The 19,798-nt window shown below is 45.2% G+C and carries 15 protein-coding genes; 4 read left to right on the top strand and 11 right to left on the bottom strand.

Annotation, left to right across the window (positions count from 1 at the left end; all coding sequences use genetic code 11):
• Positions 1–81 precede the first annotated feature (81 nt).
• From KO518_RS13485 to gyrA, 7 genes are all read right to left on the bottom strand, one after another.
• Positions 82–2,418 (bottom strand): PilZ domain-containing protein, encoded by a 2,337-nt coding sequence (locus KO518_RS13485; RefSeq protein WP_216026327.1) that lies wholly within the window; start codon positions 2,416–2,418, stop codon positions 82–84.
• 186 nt (positions 2,419–2,604) lie between these two features.
• On the bottom strand, positions 2,605–2,892 hold the full coding sequence (gene ihfB / locus KO518_RS13480; protein ID WP_216026326.1) for an integration host factor subunit beta: 288 nt from the start codon (positions 2,890–2,892) through the stop codon (positions 2,605–2,607).
• A gap of 75 nt (positions 2,893–2,967) precedes the next feature.
• Positions 2,968–4,638: a 30S ribosomal protein S1 gene (gene rpsA / locus KO518_RS13475; RefSeq protein ID WP_216026325.1), complete on the bottom strand. Its 1,671-nt coding sequence runs from the start codon at positions 4,636–4,638 to the stop codon at positions 2,968–2,970.
• A gap of 120 nt (positions 4,639–4,758) precedes the next feature.
• Entirely contained in the window at positions 4,759–5,433 is a 675-nt protein-coding gene (gene cmk, locus KO518_RS13470; RefSeq protein ID WP_216026324.1) for a (d)CMP kinase, read from the bottom strand.
• A gap of 139 nt (positions 5,434–5,572) precedes the next feature.
• Positions 5,573–6,853 (bottom strand): 3-phosphoshikimate 1-carboxyvinyltransferase, encoded by a 1,281-nt coding sequence (aroA, locus tag KO518_RS13465; protein WP_216026323.1) that lies wholly within the window; start codon positions 6,851–6,853, stop codon positions 5,573–5,575.
• Positions 6,854–6,857: 4 nt separating this feature from the next.
• Positions 6,858–7,943, bottom strand: coding sequence for a 3-phosphoserine/phosphohydroxythreonine transaminase (serC, locus tag KO518_RS13460; protein WP_216026322.1), 1,086 nt, complete (start codon positions 7,941–7,943; stop codon positions 6,858–6,860).
• Between the two features lie 94 nt (positions 7,944–8,037).
• A complete protein-coding gene (gyrA, locus tag KO518_RS13455; RefSeq protein ID WP_252736118.1) occupies positions 8,038–10,743 on the bottom strand; it encodes a DNA topoisomerase (ATP-hydrolyzing) subunit A in 2,706 nt (901 codons plus the stop codon).
• 283 nt (positions 10,744–11,026) lie between these two features.
• Between gyrA and ubiG the strand changes: the two genes are divergently transcribed.
• The 4 genes from ubiG (at position 11,027) to yfaE (ending at position 15,968) form a co-directional block, all read left to right on the top strand.
• A complete protein-coding gene (gene ubiG / locus KO518_RS13450) occupies positions 11,027–11,734 on the top strand; it encodes a bifunctional 2-polyprenyl-6-hydroxyphenol methylase/3-demethylubiquinol 3-O-methyltransferase UbiG (RefSeq protein WP_216026906.1) in 708 nt (235 codons plus the stop codon).
• Between the two features lie 419 nt (positions 11,735–12,153).
• Entirely contained in the window at positions 12,154–14,475 is a 2,322-nt protein-coding gene (gene nrdA, locus KO518_RS13445) for a class 1a ribonucleoside-diphosphate reductase subunit alpha (RefSeq protein ID WP_216026321.1), read from the top strand.
• Positions 14,476–14,548: 73 nt separating this feature from the next.
• On the top strand, positions 14,549–15,679 hold the full coding sequence (nrdB, locus tag KO518_RS13440; RefSeq protein WP_216026320.1) for a class Ia ribonucleoside-diphosphate reductase subunit beta: 1,131 nt from the start codon (positions 14,549–14,551) through the stop codon (positions 15,677–15,679).
• Between the two features lie 16 nt (positions 15,680–15,695).
• Positions 15,696–15,968: a class I ribonucleotide reductase maintenance protein YfaE gene (gene yfaE, locus KO518_RS13435; RefSeq protein WP_216026319.1), complete on the top strand. Its 273-nt coding sequence runs from the start codon at positions 15,696–15,698 to the stop codon at positions 15,966–15,968.
• Positions 15,969–16,011: 43 nt separating this feature from the next.
• Here yfaE and KO518_RS13430 read toward each other — a convergent pair whose 3' ends face one another.
• From KO518_RS13430 to dapA, 4 genes are all read right to left on the bottom strand, one after another.
• On the bottom strand, positions 16,012–16,848 hold the full coding sequence (locus tag KO518_RS13430) for a DMT family transporter (protein WP_216026318.1): 837 nt from the start codon (positions 16,846–16,848) through the stop codon (positions 16,012–16,014).
• 173 nt (positions 16,849–17,021) lie between these two features.
• Positions 17,022–17,735 carry a phosphoribosylaminoimidazolesuccinocarboxamide synthase gene (gene purC, locus KO518_RS13425; RefSeq protein ID WP_216026317.1) on the bottom strand — a complete coding sequence of 238 codons (714 nt, stop codon included), beginning with the start codon at positions 17,733–17,735 and terminating at the stop codon, positions 17,022–17,024.
• 18 nt (positions 17,736–17,753) lie between these two features.
• Complete coding sequence (bamC, locus tag KO518_RS13420; RefSeq protein ID WP_216026316.1) at positions 17,754–18,869, bottom strand: outer membrane protein assembly factor BamC; 1,116 nt, start codon at positions 18,867–18,869, stop codon at positions 17,754–17,756.
• A 9-nt stretch (positions 18,870–18,878) separates the two neighbouring features.
• Positions 18,879–19,766, bottom strand: a complete 888-nt coding sequence (gene dapA / locus KO518_RS13415; protein WP_216026315.1) for a 4-hydroxy-tetrahydrodipicolinate synthase — start codon at positions 19,764–19,766, stop codon at positions 18,879–18,881.
• Between the last annotated feature and the right edge of the window lie 32 nt (positions 19,767–19,798).

Here is a 19,798-nt window from a genome sequence, read left to right as displayed (position 1 = left end):
CAGGATAGCAAATTGACGCAAACATAACACCACATTCGTAAAAAATCATTCGCTATTAGACTTGACCCACAGCGGAGTAGCCTACCCTTGCGCTTTTAAATCAGACGTTGTTCTTTGTTTAACCGGGCGCAGCGCTGCTTTCATTATTGCGGTTTGTAAAACTGATTCGCTGGTCAAATAAATTACGTGAGTATAAGAAGACTGCATAACATTAAACTTGTCGTACATAGCTTTATCAATACGAGATAACTGTGCTAGTCGCTTCTTTGTCATGGAGGTTGTAGCAGATAAGCAACGACCTACCTCTATTTTGGTTACGCATAACTCGACCTGCTCGTCATCGATATACTTCTGGACGACTTTTCGGGTGGTACTAAACAAATACTCTTGTTCTGGCACAAAAACCAATTTTTTGTCCGATTTACGCACACAGTGAACGACATCAGTGGTTGTAATACTACCTCTGAGCATGTCGGTAAGCATTTTTGACTTTGGTTTCTGAGCATCCCTGTCAGCAAAAAAACCGTGCATAGGTACGACGTTTTGAATTTGAGAAAATGGATACAAATCATCACAATTTACCGACTGATATACGGTTTTAAGACGGTTCAATAGATATCGATTAGTGGTGCACAGTATACTGGCTGAAGGATGATGCCGCATGGCCAACTCCCAGACAAACCTATGTGTATTACGTTGAATGAGCGACAGATCGCGGTGCTTAAAAATGGCGTAGTGCTTTTGCACAAACTGAGTAATTCCCGCTGCAATAGTTTCCCGCTGTGACGTCAAACACAATCTTGCCTCACCAGAAGCAGCGTGGTAATTCACCACCTTGTATTTCTGATTTTTGACTTTGAGCTCCGGCACTGTCACCCGTATTTCACTGCCAACCTTTTCAGGTTTATCTAAATAAATCAGTCTCATACCTTGCGCAGATACATCCAGAATTTTCACCGCTACTGAACTTAACAAACCGGTTTTCACTGATCCTTCTTTATCCAGTAAATACCGCGCTTCTGCTCGTCGATCTAATTCGTCTTCCATGATGATACTCAAGGAATAATCCTTTAGATCGTCTATCAGGTTCTCGGGTATATCCGGTATCAGTCTTTTTTCTGTGAGTACTAACCCCTGCATCGTTTCAGAGACATTCTTGCAATATATGATATGGGAATATGCATCGAGTTGGGGGTAATCTTGTTTAATTAAATCATGAATGGCAAATGCTTTGGTTTTATCATCTTGCCGCACGGGTTCTAAACGGCATTGGACACATTGCAAGCTTTCGTTTTTATTCAACAAGTGAATAAGAGGCGACAATAAATCCAGTGACTCAATTTCCCGCAAGGTGGCATTGATTGGAATAGATTTTTTTTTCGTTTCCAATACACCGGTTATTACAAAAGCTTCTTTGTACTGACACAGTTCTCTGATGAGTCGGGGAAACATCTGCACTCGCATAGCCGTTTGTATAACAGGAAGTCCGCCACTATGGGCCTGATTCAATTTAGTAAACAGGATTGATGCAGGCTTAAATCCGTCGTTGTCTTTTTGCAAAAAAACCGGCACCCATGGGCTGTGTTCCAACACCCTGTCTCTTTCGAGATCTTGCATTGCCCTTTCCGCTTCTAATTCTCGTTGTAATGGTTGCTGATAGGCAGCCATATCGACATATTTGCTAAGGATCTGCCTTATTTTGGGCTGAGTTGAAGGATGTATTTTAAAATGTGTCTCGTACTTTTCCGTTTGCTTGTTGAATTTTATTGATGAAACTACGTAGTTTATAGCCATGCCCTTAGGTAAGCCCGGTACTTCCGGAAACTGAAACTGAAATATATCCCGTGTGCTTACTTTGGGTGGACGTTTACTTTCCAAGGCCATTTTTTTGTAGCCCAATGAGGACACACTACAATTTTTTCCTTTTTCAAACTCGGGGCAAGATACGGGAAAATTTGGGCTAATTGCAATATCATCACCAAAATGAATATCGTCGAGAGATTGTGTTTCAACCGTAAAGGCATCGACAATTTTTTTGTGGTTTTCTTTGCGAATGTGTTCCTGATAAAACGCCGAACTGGTAATACTCTCAAATACACCCACAGTGTATCGATCGCTGTAAAGCTCAGATTCTTTCTGTAGGATAGTGGCGCCAACCTTATCAAGGCGCATTTCAACGCCAAAATGAGAGAACTTAAAAACCGGGAACTGGGCAAATGCTGAGTTATCTGCGGGTGCATCAGTTAAACACGTAAGACGAATGACCTCGTCTTTTATTATTTTTCTGACGTGACTAGGCACTCGCCCCGTGAACTTATTCAGACCTTCTAATAATCGGTTTTCTTGTTCGTAAGGAATAAGAGCACGCACTAGCGGCTGATATTGTTTTATTATTTGTTCTTCGTTAGATGCTGACATATTCAGCTGTAATAATTTTTATTTAACGAATCTCTAATATAACCGTTAATTATACTTGGTCAACAAATAATCCGTTTAATTTGACATTTCAGCGGCAATAATCTAGCGGATGCATGGCAAGGATATTGGCTTTGCAGGGAAATACAATAAAAAGGCACAAAAAAACCGCACAATGTGCGGTTTTTTTCAACTAACAGCGCTGTCTACCCGTTCTCTTAACTCTTTGCCCGGTTTGAAGTGTGGAACATACTTACCGTCCAACTTCACAGTATCACCAGTCTTGGGATTTCGCCCAACACGAGGTGCCCGGTAGTGTAAAGAAAAGCTACCAAACCCACGAATTTCAATACGCTCACCTTTTTGAAGGGTTTGCGCCATCTGTTCGAGGATTTCTTTTATCGCCAGCTCCAAATCTTTCGCCGGGATATGTCGCGCTTGGTCCGCGAGCCGTTCGATTAGTTCCGACTTGGTCATTTAAAACCTCTCTCGTAAAACAATGTTATAACAGCTACTGCGGACAGGGTGTGAAAGTTCACACCCCTGAGCATATTATTCGCCTTTAGCGGCTTTAAATGCTTCTGCCATCGCATTTGCGAAGCCAGCGTCTTCCTGCTGGTTAACCTTGTCGATCGCTTCTTTCTCGTCAGCTTGGTCTTTTGCTTTTACAGACAAGTTAACGGTGCGGTTTTTACGGTCAACGCCCATAAATTTCGCTTCGATGCTTTCGCCAACACTAACAACTTCAGAAGCGTCTTCTACACGGTCGCGAGACAAGTCTGCAACACGGATGTAGCCTTCCACTTCTTCAGCCAAATCAACAGTAACGCCTTTCGCGTCAACAGCAGTAACTGTACCGTTAACGATAGCACCTTTCTTATTATCTGTCAGATACTTGTTGAAAGGATCTTCTTCGATTTGTTTAACGCCAAGAGAAATGCGCTCACGCTCTGGGTCAACTTGCAGTACAACCGCAGAGATTTCGTCGCCTTTCTTGTAGTCACGAACCGCATCTTCGCCAGTTTTGTTCCAGCTGATATCAGACAAGTGAACCAGTCCATCGATACCGCCGTCAAGACCGATGAAGATACCGAAGTCAGTGATTGACTTGATCTTACCAGATACTTTGTCACCTTTTTCGTGCGACTCAGCAAACGTTTCCCACGGGTTAGCAATACACTGCTTCAGACCCAGAGAAATACGACGACGTTCTTCGTCAATTTCCAGAACCATCACTTCTACAGTATCGCCTAAGCTAACCACTTTCGATGGGTGGATGTTCTTGTTCGTCCAATCCATTTCAGAAACGTGTACGAGACCCTCTACGCCATCTTCGATTTCAACAAAGCAGCCGTAGTCTGTCAGATTAGTCACCTGACCTGTGATCTTAGTACCTTCTGGGTAACGGCCCGAAATATCGTGCCATGGATCGTTGCCCATCTGCTTCATGCCAAGTGAAACGCGTTGCTTCTCTTTGTCAAACTTGAGAACTTTAACGTTGATTTCATCACCGACGTTAACAATTTCACTAGGGTGCTTAACGCGTTTCCACGCCATATCAGTGATGTGTAACAAACCGTCAACACCACCCAGATCTACGAACGCACCGTAATCAGTCAGGTTCTTAACGATACCTTTGATTTCGTGGCCTTCTTCCAGGTTAGCCAGCAGAGATTCGCGCTCAGCACTGCTTTCTGCTTCAATAACTGCGCGACGAGACACAACGACGTTGTTGCGCTTGGCATCCAGCTTGATTACTTTGAACTCAAGCTCTTTACCTTCCAGGTGAGTAGTATCACGTACAGGACGTACGTCAACCAAAGAACCTGGCAGGAATGCGCGAACACTGTTAACTTCAACAGTGAAACCGCCTTTAACCTTACCGTTGATAACGCCCTTAATAGTGACTTTATCTTCGTAAGCTTTCTCCAGCTCAACCCATGCTTCATGACGCTTCGCTTTTTCGCGAGAAAGGATAGTTTCGCCGAAACCATCTTCTACTGCATCAAGGGCAACATCTACCTGGTCGCCAACAGCGATTTCTAACTCGCCTTCAGCGTTTTTAAATTGGTCAGCTGGTATAGCACTTTCTGATTTCAGGCCTGCATCAACAAGAACGATGTCTTTGTCGATAGAAACAACGGTACCTTTAACAATGGAACCAGGGCGTGTTTCTAATTCCTGGAGGCTTTCTTCAAAAAGTTGTGCAAAATTTTCAGTCATAAGTTCAGTTAATTTAAAGTTGACAACCACATTTCACTCCGGATAACGTGGGGTTACTAGCAAAAATCAACACATCCTGTGTCGACAAACAAAATGGAAAACAAGAGTCATGCAATGGCACTAAGCCATTTTGGTCTTTACAATTTCCATCGCTTTATCAAACACTTGGTTTATATCCAAGTGTGTAGAATCAATCACAATCGCATCTTCTGCCGGTACCAATGGCGCCACAGCACGAGTAGTATCCCGCTCGTCTCTCGCTTTGATATCGGTTAAAAGGCGCGCAATATTAACATCCATGCCCTTGTCTTTCAACTGAGCATATCTGCGCTTTGCCCGGGCTTCTGCACTGGCAGTTAAAAACAACTTTACGCCAGCGTCGGGAAACACCACAGTTCCCATATCCCTTCCGTCGGCCACTAAGCCGGGAGACATCTGAAATGCACGCTGGCGTCTAAGCAGTGCTTCTCTTACCCTTGGTAACGCAGCAATTTGTGAGGCTACGGCTCCAACCTGCTCAGTTCTGATATCATCAGTGACGTCTTCGCCTTCAAGGATAATACGTGTACTTTCACCGTCAGTTTCAAAACTTACATCAAGACCGGTGGCTAAAGGCACCACACACCCTTCATCATCCACAGGAAGATCGTGGTGTAAAGTTGCCACCGCTAGCACGCGGTAAATTGCACCACTGTCTAGAAAATGCCAGCCAAGTCTCTCTGCGAGTAAGCTACTTAAAGTTCCTTTGCCTGCTCCGCTAGGTCCGTCAACCGTGACGACAGGGATAAGTTGCATACCGGCTCCACTTTAAAAAAAGGTTAATAAATCGCGCGCAATTATACGCGCCTTCTCAATAGAAGCAATGCCGACAAAAGTATTGTCGGCACGGTTTTTCGCCTATTTTCGACGTATTTTCCAAACCGATAATGGCGAATTAATGACAAATTGAAGAAAAACGCTCGAAGTAATCAGGAAATGTTTTCGCTGTACAACCCGGGTCGTTAATCGTCACTGGCGTGTCACTTAATGCCACCAAAGAAAAACACATGGCAACGCGGTGATCGTTATAGGTATCAATGGCAGTGTGGGTTAACTTCGCGGCAGGCCAAACGGTAATATAATCACGACCTTCCTCCACGGTGGCTCCCACCTTTTTCAATTCAGTGGCCATGGCGTGAAGCCTGTCAGTTTCTTTGACCCGCCAGTTATAAATATTTCTGATTGATGTAGGGCCTTCGGCAAACAGCGCCGTTGTTGCAATGGTCATGGCAGCATCCGGAATATGGTTCATGTCCATATCAATACCTTTGAGTGGAGCTCCTGTAACGACAATAGCATCGTCAAACCACTCAACACCGGCCCCCATAGTTTCAAGCACATCGGCAAAACGAATATCACCCTGTATACTCTTTCTACCTATACCAGTAACTTTAACCCGACCGCCTTTAATAGCTGCTGCAGCGAGGAAATACGATGCTGAAGACGCATCGCCCTCAACTAAAAATGTCCCCGGGGCTTGGTATACTTGATTTCCACTCACTTCAAAACTGCTGTAACCGTTATTGGTGACATGAACACCAAACTTTTTCATGGTGTCCAAAGTAATATCAATATAGGGTTTTGATACCAAATCACCTTTTATTTTGATAGTTGTATCAGAGGTGAACAAGGGAGCAGCCATTAACAGTGCAGTAAGAAACTGGCTGGAAACACTGCCGTCGACGAATACTTCTCCGCCTTTCAAGGCTCTTCCCATGATGTGCAACGGAGGATAGCCGGGATTTTTCAAATAAGTGATACTTGCGCCAGCTTCGTTTAATGCATCGGCTAAATCGCCGATGGGGCGCTCTTCCATTCGCGGTTCACCAGTAAGCACAACGTCTACATCACTGGCTGCCAACACTGCACAGAGCGGACGCATAGCGGTTCCAGCGTTTCCCAAAAATAACGACAATTGCTCTGGCAGTGAAAACTTTCCGCCCACCCCTTTTACATCACACTGTGTTTTACAACGACTAAGGGTATATTTAACGCCAAGTTTTTCCAGCGCTACCAGCATATGATGTATATCCTCACTGTCCAGCAAATTTGTCAGGCGCGTTGTGCCGTTTGCCAGTGCCGCCAATAACAGTGCCCGGTTTGAGAGACTTTTAGAACCAGGTACGTTTACTTCGCCGTCTATACGGCGAATAGGTTGTAATGTTAACTGCTCCACACTATCACCCGTATTGCTTTTCAAAATGTTGCATAAATTCTACCAGTGTCAATACGCCCGCTTTAGGCATAGCATTGTAGATACTCGCTCGCATGCCGCCTACTGAACGATGACCTTTAAGTGCTCGCAAACCAGCTGATTCCGCTTTTTCGAGAAAAACAGCATTGAGGCTTTCTTCAGCTAAAAGGAAAGGAACATTCATGATAGAGCGATTGTCGGGATGAACCGGATTACTGTAGAAGTCACTACTGTCAATAGCGGCATATAATATAGCGGCTTTTTCCTTATTTCGGCTTTCCATTGCAGCCAAACCACCTTGCGCTTTCAGCCATTTAAATACCAAACCTGCTAAATACCAGGAAAAGGTTGGTGGCGTATTGTACATGGAATCGTTTTTAGCCATTAAGTCGTAGTCGAAAATTGAGGGCGTTTCACGACGGGCCTTGCCGATCAAATCGTCTCTGACTATGACAACCGATAACCCTGAGGGGCCGATATTTTTTTGCGCACCGGCGTAAATAATGCCGTGTTTGCTCACATCAAGGGGCGCGGACAATATGCAAGAAGACATATCCGACACCAGAGGCACTTCACCACTTTCCGGCAACCAGTTATACGCAATACCATCCACCGTTTCGTTTGGGCAAAAGTGTAAGTATGCGGCCGAAGCATCAATATTTTCAAGTGAGGGAGGCGCCATATAGTTAAGCCCGTCTTTCTGAGAAACCTCGGCAACAACCTTTGCTTGGTTATACTTTGATGCCTCGGTAACAGCGCCTTTGGACCAGGATCCCGACACAATGTGCAACGAGGTGTCCGAAGATTTAGAAATATTTAAGGGTACGGCAGCAAACTGTCCCCGGCCCCCACCGTGTGAAAACAATACCTTATAATTGTCCGGTATGGCCAGAAGATCCCTGAGATCCTGCTCGGCAGCAGCGGCTACTTCAATGAAGGCTTTACCGCGGTGGCTAACCTCCATTACGGAACAACCTGATCCCTGCCAATCAATAAATTCAGCCTGCGCCTGTGACATGACTTCAGCAGGTAACATCGCCGGCCCTGCACTAAAATTAAACACGTTATTCATAGTAGTAATTTCAACACCTGCAAACACAACAAGCGGCATGAGCCGCTTGTTCAAAAAGAATGAAAATAACCTCAAGCCATGAGGTCACTCCCGCCTATTCTTCTGTCGTTGGCTTATTGTTATCAGCGTCTGCGGCGCCCTCGTTTACAGGGGCGTTTGCGGTATTTTCTCCGCTTTCGTCGCTTTCTTCGCCGTCTTGTTCAAACCCATCGTCGATGATTTCTTCAATGCGTTGTAAACCCACAACATGTTCGTCGTCACCGGTACGGATCAAACGGACACCCTGTGTATTTCGTCCGACCATCGAGACTTCATCAACGCGGGTTCTAACTAGTGTGCCCTGGTCACTGATGAGCATGATTTCATCCATTGGATCTACCTGCACCGCACCAACCACTTTGCCGTTGCGTTCAGATACCTTAATAGACACCACGCCCTGGGTAGCCCTGCTCTTGGCAGGATATTCTTCCAACGGCGTACGCTTGCCAAAACCGTTCTCTGTAGCAGTAAGAATGGCTCCATCGCCCCTAGGTACAATAAGTGATACCACCCGTTGCCCATCCTGGAGCTTTATACCCCGGACACCAGTCGCGGTTCTTCCCATAGGGCGTAAGGCTTGTAGTTCTTCTCCCGTTTCGGGATCCCGTTTCACTTCGCCGGTTTCTGCATCGCGGAGCTTTTCATTGAAGCGTACTACCTTACCTTCGTCAGAAAATAGCATAATATCGTCATCACCATGAGTGATGGCTACACCTATCAATTCATCACCTTCGTTCAAATTCACGGCGATAATACCGCTTGACCGAGGTCGCGAATACAGACTCAAATCGGTTTTCTTCACAGTACCGTTAGCGGTAGCCATGAGCACGAATTTGCCTTCTTCAAACTCTTTGATGGGTAATATTGCAGTGATACGTTCGTTATCTTCCAAAGGAAGAATATTCACGATGGGTTTACCACGAGCGTTGCGGCTGGCAAACGGCAATTGATACACTTTAAGCCAGTACAAACGGCCACGGGTAGAGAAACAAAGAATGTGATCGTGTGTATTTGCTACCAATAGACGTTCGATGAAATCTTCATCTTTCATCTTGGTCGCAGACTTGCCTTTACCGCCACGACGCTGCGCCTCGTACTCAGTAAGTTTTTGATATTTTACATAGCCTTCACGAGAAAGCGTGACAACCACGTCTTCCTGCTCGATGAGGTCCTCTATATCGATATCATGGCTGGCAGCGGTAATTTCTGTCCGCCTTGTATCGCCAAACTCGTCCCGCACTTTTTCAAGCTCTTCGCGAATAACTTCCATCAAACGTTCTGGACTGCGCAGGATATGCAATAACTCGGCAATCTGCGCGAGTAATTCTTTGTATTCGTCGAGGATCTTTTCGTGCTCAAGACCCGTGAGTTTGTGTAAACGTAAGTCGAGTATGGCCTGAGCCTGTTGCTCAGTAAGGAAATACTTGCCTTCGCGAATACCGAACTCTGGTGTCAGCCAGTCTGGACGCGCGGCATCATCCCCTGCACGCTCCAACATATCAGCCACATCACCTAAATTCCACCCCTGAGATACCAAGGCCTTCTTGGCTTCTGCCGGGCTTGGCGAGGCTTTAATCAACTCAATAATAGGATCGATGTTGGTCAGCGCGATAGCCAGGCCTTCAAGGATATGAGCGCGATCCCGGGCTTTGCGCAGTTCAAATACAGTTCTTCGCGTAACGACTTCACGGCGGTGCAGGATGAATGCTTCCAGCATTTCCTTGAGGTTAAATACCTTGGGCTGGCCGTTATCCAGGGCAACCATATTGATGCCAAATACCGTTTGGAGTTGTGTATTGGCATACAAATGGTTTAGCAATACTTCTGCAGATTCATTGCGCTTCACTTCAATAACGATGCGCATTCCGTCTTTGTCAGATTCATCCCGCAGTGCAGAGATACCCTCAATGCGTTTCTCTTTAACCAGCTCTGCAATTTTTTCAATGAGTCGGGCTTTGTTTACCTGGTAAGGGATTTCGTTGACAACAATGGTTTCCTTACCGTTGCTATCGGTTTCGATATCAGCCTTAGCACGGAGGTAAATTTTACCGCGTCCAGTGCGGTAGGCGTCATCAATTCCCTTGCGACCGCTGATCATAGCAGCAGTGGGAAAATCGGGCCCAGGTATATATTCCATCAACCCTTCAATAGGCATCGAAGGATCTTCAATTAACGCCACACAACCATTGATAACTTCGGTGAGATTGTGAGGTGGTATGTTCGTCGCCATACCTACTGCAATACCGGAAGAACCATTGACTAACAGGTTCGGTACCTTAGTTGGAAGTACATCGGGAATGTGTTCAGTACCATCATAGTTGGGCACAAAATCAACGGTTTCTTTTTCCAAATCGGCCAATAATTCATGGGCGATTTTGGCCATTCTTACTTCTGTATAACGCATGGCTGCTGCAGAGTCTCCATCTACAGAACCAAAGTTACCCTGCCCGTCTACCAGCATATATCGGAGAGAAAAAGGCTGTGCCATACGCACAATGGTATCGTATACCGCGCTGTCACCATGAGGGTGATATTTACCTATGACATCACCAACGACACGGGCTGATTTTTTATAAGGTTTGTTGAAGTCGTTTTTGAGCTCATTCATCGCAAACAAGACGCGACGGTGAACGGGCTTAAGACCATCTCTTACGTCGGGCAACGCTCGCCCGACAATAACGCTCATCGCATAATCAAGGTAAGAGTTTTTTAACTCTTCCTCTATATTGACGGGAAGAATTTCTTTAGCGTTATCACTCATAAACTGCAATATCCCTTTTTTAATCTATTCAGACTTTTGCTAAACCTTTGCCGTGAACGAACAAAAGCTACGGTCAGCCTGTTTATTATGGGGTGGCTAATTAATCCTTGAGTGTACCATTGCAAAGAGAATTTATGTAGCGCTTAATCATCGCAATTCCGGGGCCGTGTTCCAACAGCTTACTTTTCGCTCAATTGAATCATCAGAGACAGGATTAACGTGCCTTTTAGGTGTGCGATCATGTATCTTTACACCATTACGCAGTTGATATGAGAAAGTCATGATGACCAATGTTGACCAACAGGAAATAGCAAAATTCAGCGAACTCGCCTCGCGGTGGTGGGATGCAGAAGGCGAATTTAAACCCCTCCACCTTATCAATCCCCTGCGCCTCGATTTCATCGCTCAGCATTGCGGAGGCCTATTCGGAAAACGCGTACTGGATGTAGGCTGCGGTGGAGGCATCCTTGCGGAATCTATGGCGAAACTAGGTGCAGACGTTACCGGTATCGATTTGGCGGAAGCCTCTTTGGAAGTTGCTAAACTTCACGGTTTGGAGTCACAAATTCCAGTAGACTATCAATGTGTGTCGGCAGAAACTCTGGCTGTCAGTCAGGCCGCAGAGTTCGACGTTGTTACTTGCATGGAAATGTTAGAACACGTGCCCGAACCAGCGTCCATCATCAAAGCATGTGCTGCGCTAGTAAAACCCGGTGGACATATTTTTTTCTCGACACTGAATCGCAACGTAAAATCCTGGCTAATGGGAATTGTGGGCGCCGAATATCTGTTGAAACTAGTACCAAAGGGTACGCATCAACATGAGCGCTTTATAAAACCGTCAGAGTTAATGGCTATGACTGATGAAGCAGGACTCTTGATTCGGCATGCAACCGGACTTCATATGGATCCCTTAAGTCGCCAGTTTTATTTGTCTGATAAAAATATCGATGTAAATTATATTGTTCATAGTCAACGACCTAACGAGTAACACTACATATAGTGCCTGCATATTTTTAGAGCACCATATGTCGTATTTGTAATCAGTTCGAAAATCGCGATTAAAATCTTTTAATCGCAGCTAAAAATATCAAATAACAGTTGCATTTGCCCGAATGAATACGTTTAAGCACCTTCTAGGTGAGTCACTACTAACTAATATTATCTGCGAATTTGATCGCTGCTTTAACCACCAGATATTGGGTTGCAAAAGCGCATAAACCTCATTATCTTGTGTCTTATCCGGCGAGTATTTCACAAAAAAATGCAGTGTAAATTTACGGGATCTCAAGCAGTCAACAAACGATATACCGCAGGACAGGCTTTCGCAGCCATCTTATTATTTCAAAATAACGATGAAACGGGTGCCAGCCCAATTTTCATGCGCTAACAAACTAACGGCCAGTACTAATGAATAACAACTTGTATGTCACCAAGCGCAATGGCGAAAAAGAAGCCATTGAGTTAGATAAGATCCACAAAGTGATTACATGGGCAGCAGAAGGATTAAATAACGTTTCTGTATCCCAGGTTGAAATCAAAGCTCAGATACAATTCTACGATGGTATTAAAACCGGAGAAATCCACGAGACACTGATTAAGTCTGCCGCAGATTTAATTTCTACCGATGCGCCTGACTATCAATACCTGGCAGCCCGTTTGGCTATTTTCCATCTGCGGAAGAAAGCATACGGTCAGTTTGAGCCTCCTAAACTGTTCGATCATGTAAAGAAAATGGTTGAAATGGGTAAGTACGACGAGCATTTGCTGGCAGATTACAGCCAAGCAGAGTTTGATGCCATGGACGATTTTATTGATCACTGGCGCGATATGACATTCAGTTATGCAGCGGTAAAACAGTTAGAAGGCAAATATCTGGTACAAAACCGGGTTACCGGTGACATTTACGAAAGTGCGCAATTTTTGTACGTCCTGGTTGCAGCATGTCTATTCGGTGATTATCCCAAAGAAACCCGTCTGCAATATATCCGTCGATTCTATGATGCGGCCTCCACGTTTAAATTGTCGTTACCTACGCCCATCATGGCAGGAGTACGCACCCCTACTCGTCAGTTTAGTTCGTGCGTATTAATTGAAACGGGTGACAGCCTTGATTCCATCAATGCCACTGCCAGCGCCATTGTCAAATATGTTAGCCAGCGCGCGGGAATAGGTGTAAATGCCGGTCGCATTCGTGCGTTGGGCAGCCCGATACGTGGCGGTGAAGCCTTCCATACCGGCTGTATTCCTTTTTACAAGTATTTCCAGACAGCAGTAAAAAGCTGTTCTCAAGGTGGTGTTCGCGGTGGTGCAGCGACCTTGTTCTACCCTCTGTGGCACATGGAGGTAGAGTCACTGCTAGTACTAAAAAACAACCGAGGTGTTGAGGAAAACCGGGTTCGTCATCTCGACTATGGTGTACAGTTTAATAAACTCATGTACCAACGAATGATGAAAGATGACTACATCACTTTGTTCAGTCCCTCTGATGTGCCAGGTCTTTATGACGCTTTCTTTGCCGACCAAGACAAATTTGAACAGTTGTACGTGAAGTACGAACAAGACGAGACAATTCGCAAGAAACGCATTAAAGCCATGGAATTGTTTAGTCTGTTTATGCAGGAGCGCGCATCCACTGGGCGTATTTATCTGCAAAATGTCGATCACTGCAACACACACAGCCCCTTTGATCCGGCAGTTGCTCCTGTGCGTCAGAGTAATCTCTGTCTGGAAATCGCCTTGCCCACTAAACCATTGGAACATGTCAACGACGAAAATGGCGAGATTGCTTTGTGTACGCTGTCTGCATTTAACTTGGGCGCAATTAAGTCACTTGACGAGCTCGAAGAGTTGTCAGACCTTGCGGTAAGAGCTTTAGACAGTCTCCTTGATTATCAGGATTATCCCGTACCAGCGGCTTACCACGCCACGATGAATCGACGTACATTGGGTATTGGTGTGATTAATTTTGCCTATTATCTGGCCAAAAATGGCGTAAAATACTCAGACTTTAGTGCTAATGGGCTTATCCACAGAACTTTTGAAGCCATGCAGTACAATTTGTTAAAAGCATCTGTGAATCTGGCCAAGGAAAAAGGCGCGTGCCCTAAGTTCAACGAAACCACGTATGCCAAAGGCATATTGCCTATTGATACCTACAAAAAAGATTTGGACAAGATTTGTGATGAGCCTCTACACCTCGACTGGGAAACGCTCCGCGAAGAAATTAAGACCCACGGCTTGCGCAATTCTACACTGTCTGCATTGATGCCGTCTGAGACGTCCTCACAAATCTCTAATGCCACGAACGGCATCGAACCACCAAGGGGCCACATCAGTATAAAATCCAGTAAGGATGGCGTGCTCAAACAGGTTGTACCGGAATACGAAACATTAAAAGACCAATATGAATTGCTGTGGGACATCCCCTCCAATGACGGTTACTTACAGTTGGTGGGGATTATGCAGAAATTTGTCGACCAGACTATTTCGGCAAATACCAGCTACGATCCTAACAAATACGAAAATGGCAAGGTTCCAATGAAACTCTTGCTCAAGGATTTGTTGACAGCTTACAAATTGGGGGTAAAAACGCTGTATTATCACAACACCCGGGACGGGAATACGGATTCCAGCTCCATGGAAGTAAAGCAAACACAATCGCAACCTCAGGCACAAACGGCTGTTATTGAGGAAGACGACGACTGTGCGGGCGGTGCTTGCAAAATATAGCCATTGATATGCTGGGCGCAACAGCGCCCTCTTGCGTACCTCCGTTTTAATTTTGTATCGAGTGATAGCAGTGATGAAATACACAACCTTCAATCAACAAAGCGTAAATCCCCTGGTAGAGCCCATGTTTTTTGGCAACCCGGTTAATGTTGCCCGTTACGACCAGCAAAAACACAGTATTTTTGAGAAGCTCATTGAGAAACAAATCAGCTTTTTCTGGCGCCCGGAAGAAGTTGATGTCACTCGGGATCGCGTTGATTTTCAGAAATTGACTGAGCCTGAGCAACACATTTTTATTTCCAATTTAAAATATCAAACACTGCTGGATTCAGTTCAGGGTCGCAGCCCCAACATTGCGTTTTTACCTATTGTTTCCCTGCCTGAATTGGAAACTTGGATCGAAACCTGGTCTTTCTTTGAAACCATCCATTCCCGTTCTTATACACATATTCTGCGCAATCTGTTCTCAGATCCGAGCAGTATCTTTGAGGACATCGTGGTTAACGATCAAATAAAACGCCGCGCAGCAGACATTTCCAAATATTATGACGATCTAATTTTCCACACCCAACTGTGGCAAACGCAGGGTGAAGGCATTCATACTGTAGACGGCAATACGTACGAAGTGTCCATGCGTGTACTCAAGAAGAAAATGTTTCTGTGCATGAATTCAGTAAACGCGCTGGAAGCCATTCGCTTTTACGTATCTTTCGCCTGTACATTTGCATTTGCTGAACGAGAACTAATGGAAGGTAATGCGAAAATCATTCGTTTGATAGCTCGAGACGAAAACCTGCACTTGTCTTCAACCCAACACATTTTAAATTTGTGGACAAAAGGCAAAGACGATCCCGAAATGGCAGAAATTGCTGAAGAGTGTAAAGAGGACGCGCGCCAAATTTTCGTCAGTGCAGTAGAACAAGAGAAAGAATGGGCAGACTACCTGTTTAAAAGTGGCTCAATGATCGGCATGAACAAAGAAATTTTATGCCAGTACGTTGAATACATAGCTAATCAAAGAATGACAGCAATTGGTTTTGACGCCCCCTTTGATGTGAAGAGTAATCCCCTGCCCTGGATGAACAACTATCTCAACTCTGACAATGTGCAGGTTGCACCACAGGAATCTGAAATAAGCTCTTACTTGGTAGGTCAAATCGACTCGTCGGTTAGTGAAGACGATTTCGCCGATTTTGAGCTATAAGCTTTCATAGCTGTACATGGACAAAGCAGATAAATCATTGCAGATTGATATCGTCAATCTGCAAACTATTCATGGGCTCGCTGATAAAACGCTGTTGGAATCGCTAGAAGCAGCAGGGATTGCCTGCCATTACCATTGTCGCGACGGCTTTTGTGGCGCTTGCAGAACAACACTGCTTTCTGGCTCTGTAATTTACACATCAGACCCCCTCGCCTTCATTGATGACAACGAAATCCTGCCTTGCTGCTGTAAACCCAACGGCCCCATAAAAATTGATATTCCACAATAAAACCCTGTCCTGGTTGCGTACAATGCCCTCGTTTCCGTTGCAGCTAAGTATTTTTTTTACTTTGAATGACCAGAACGATTCCACCCAGTATGGCTACACTGGCAAGTATGATCCGCAAATTAATGGCTTCACCGAGAAATATCCAGCCCATTAAAGTGGCAATGACAGGTACACTCAATTGTATGGTTGCTGCATTGGTGGCCTTAATTTGGGGCAACACCTGATACCATAATGCATAGCCCAGTCCCGATGCCAGCGCACCTGAAAGAACAGCCAATAGAAAACCCATGGTATCAACATTCATAACGGGCGCCATAGTAAACAACAACACCGCCGCCAAAGGGGTGGCTTTGACAAAGTTCCCTCCTGTCATCAACAAAGCAGAAGACGCGCCTCTGCCCATCAGTGAATAGACCCCCCACGCCACACCGGCAATCACCATTAAACCCGAGGCAACGAAAGGCGGTGATGTCAGGCCTGGCGACAATAGAATAACCAGCCCAAGCACGGCCAACACAAACCCACAGCTTTGTATCCAAGAGAAAGCCTCTCCCTTGAAAAATCCCCATGCGATCATGGAAACCTGTACGGCCCCAAATAACAGCAACGCTCCTGTACCTGTGCTTATGTTTACATAGGCAAACGAAAAACCCGCTGCGTAAATAAACAACGCAAGCGCCCCCCACCAACTGCCGCCGCGCAAGCTGCTAGTCTTGTTGAGTAATAACAATAGTGACAAGGTAATAGCGCCACTTAACAGACGTATAAACGTGAAACTGGCCGGATCAATATTTGTTTCGCTCAGCGCCATACGACACAACAGTGAATTTGCAGCAAACGCGACCATGGCCGCCGCAATATATAATAGGGTTGATTTCATAAAACGTCTGAGTCTGTGCTTTTTATACGACTTTCGATGGTATACCAATATCACCGTTATGTGGCGTTAAACCGACGAAAAACAGATGTGTACTGACAATAATGGCAGAAATGCACTTAGGGAAGGAGGAATAGCGTCAGTTAATAGACAGGCTACAAACTGACGCCGAAAAATCACAAATTAAGGCCGAGGCGAGCGGCAACCTCAATATAGGTTTCAACCACAGAACCCAGCCCTTGGCGGAAACGGTCTTTATCCATTTTTTTGCGGGTTTCCTTATCCCACAAGCGGCAACCATCCGGCGTAAACTCATCGCCGAGAACAATATTACCGTTGCGGTCTAATCCAAATTCGAGTTTATAATCAACCAGAATCATACCGCCTTTGTCAAATAGCGCTTTGAGTACATCGTTAACAGCAAATGTTAAACGCTTCATTTCTGCGATCTGAGCTTCCGTCGCCCAACCGAATGAAACGATATGGTAGTCGTTCACCATAGGATCGTGCAGTGCGTCATTCTTGAGAAAAAATTCAAACAAGGGGGGCTCAAGATTAAGGCCTTCTTCAACACCTAAACGACGCACTAGAGAACCTGCGGCCACATTGCGAACAACACATTCAACCGGGATCATATCGAGTTTCTTAACCAGTGAATCATTGTCAGACAACAAGGATTCCACCTGAGTGGCAATCCCCGCAGCTTCCAGTTTATTCATGATGAAGTGGTTAAACTTGTTATTAACCTCTCCTTTGCGTTCTAACTGTTCAATTTTCTCGCCATCAAAGGCGGAAGTATCATTTCTGAATTCCAGAATGAGCTTGTCACTGTCATCGGTTAAGAAGACCGTTTTAGCTTTACCACGATAGAGTTCTTCGCGCTTTTCCATTGTTTCTCTCAAGAGTGTTTAAATATCCAGATCGTCTTCAGACATAACCCGAGCAAATTGGTCGTACATATCGGCCACCTGATTGGGCTCAAAAGGTTCGCTCTCGTCATTCATAAACGTTATGGTTGATTGGTTCTCGCCTGACGCTGTAACTTTAAGACGGTAATCCCCCTTCTCCAGTATGCTTTGACCGCTACTGAAAAGATTACTCCACCAACCAGTGTCATCGCCATTGTAGCTGACAAAGAGTAACCCGGTAGATTTATCCAGGTCTTTTACGTCAAAGCCCATTTTACGCAACACTAAAAGCAAACGAGGCCAGGCTATATCATACTGGGCATTCACCACATAAGCAGCGGCGCCCTCGCTGTCGAAGCCAAGGTCAAGTTTCAAGCCTTTGCGAATTTCAGCAATGCGCTTGCTTTGATCAAGCTGAATTTGATACTCGTAATGGGAAATAACTTCGTTGAGTATATTGACTTCCTCACGACGTTCAGCAAGGTCATTGAGATTTGCCAATTTCTGTATTTCACCGTCACTGGTTGACGATTTGTAGTCCTGTAGTGTAGCGCTAAGAGATGCAGTTCTTCCATGAGGCTTAACCGACATATCGAAAACGAAACGTTTGGCAATTTCTTTTGACTGGGCTTCAGTCCATTGATACCAAACTGATTCCTCTGTTTCTTCTTCCACTACCCAGTTAGTAATAAGCTGCCCTTTTTCCTTGTCAAAGGATTCAACGCCAATGTTATTCTCTTCCAAAAAACTCAACAAGGTGTTCCAAATGGCAACGGACAGAGGTTGACTGTCATCAACTTGATCAAACCAAATTGTCGCGCTTTGCGTGCCCTCTTCTACATGAGAACCACTCACCAAAGGCAACACCAATGCTGGTGATTGAATAGTCAAAGACTTACCAACCAAAGACTCATCAGCATTCTTCCCCAACGTGGGTAAATCGTACTGCGAAGAAAACTCAGGTGCGTCCAAGTCTTCCGGAATTTTCACCGACGCTCTTTGAGACGCCTCGAGATAATCATAACTGCCTGATGCTGTTTGGTAATCTTGTTGGCTTGAACAACCTGTCAGGGCCAACATTGTCAGACCACTAACCAAAGCCAGAGTGTTTTTCATTGGGGATCCTTAATAACCAGAAATCAATGCGTATTTTTTTAATAGTTCTTCGAGTTGTTTTTGGCTCGTAAGTTCCGGTAAAACCATTGGCAAACGTAATTCAGCACTTTGCATGAGCCCCATTTTGTACAATGCCCATTTGGGCATTACCGGATTAGGCTCAATAAACATACCATCGTGGAGGTCTGCAATAGAGGCGTTAATCTTGCGACATTCTTCATAGTCACCGGCATGAGCCGCATTGCACATATCTGAAATTGCCCGGGGCACTACATTGGCAGTTACGGAAATCACTCCGTGGCCGCCAGCACATAAAAACTCAGCACTGCTGCCATCGTCACCACTGAGCAGAACAAAATCATCTGGCACCAGCGTTTGTGTTGCTTTTAAGCGTGCTAAATCACCTGTTGCATCTTTCAATCCAACTATATTTCTATGAGACGCCAATTCAGCGACGGTCTCAGGCAGCAGATCGGCAACCGTACGGCCAGGTACATTGTACAGCAGCACAGGTAAATCCGTGGCATCGGCAACCGCCTCGAAATGTTTTACCATTCCACGTTGTTGCGGTTTGTTGTAATACGGCACCACACTCAAAAAGCCGTTTATACCCAAGCCTGCCATTTGCTCACTGAGAAAAATGGCTTCATCAGTTGCATTGGCACCGCTGCCCGCAATAACAGGAATTTTTCCCTCGGCGTACTCTACCGTGCGTTTGACCACTTCGATATGTTCTTCGAACGGCAAAGTCGCTGATTCGCCCGTTGTGCCAACTGACACAATTCCATGCGTACCCTGCTCAACGTGAAACTGAACCAACTTCTGCAATGCAGAATAATCTATCTCGCCAGCTTCATTCATTGGCGTAACAAGTGCGACGTAACTGCCTTTAAACATAATCTCTCCCGCTTTTGTGAGCGCACATGTTA

This window comes from Aestuariibacter sp. A3R04, from assembly GCF_018860805.1.
Lineage (GTDB): Bacteria > Pseudomonadota > Gammaproteobacteria > Enterobacterales > Alteromonadaceae > Alteromonas.
Note: the sequence above shows the minus strand (reverse complement) of the source record. Positions and strands in the feature narration are given on the sequence as shown.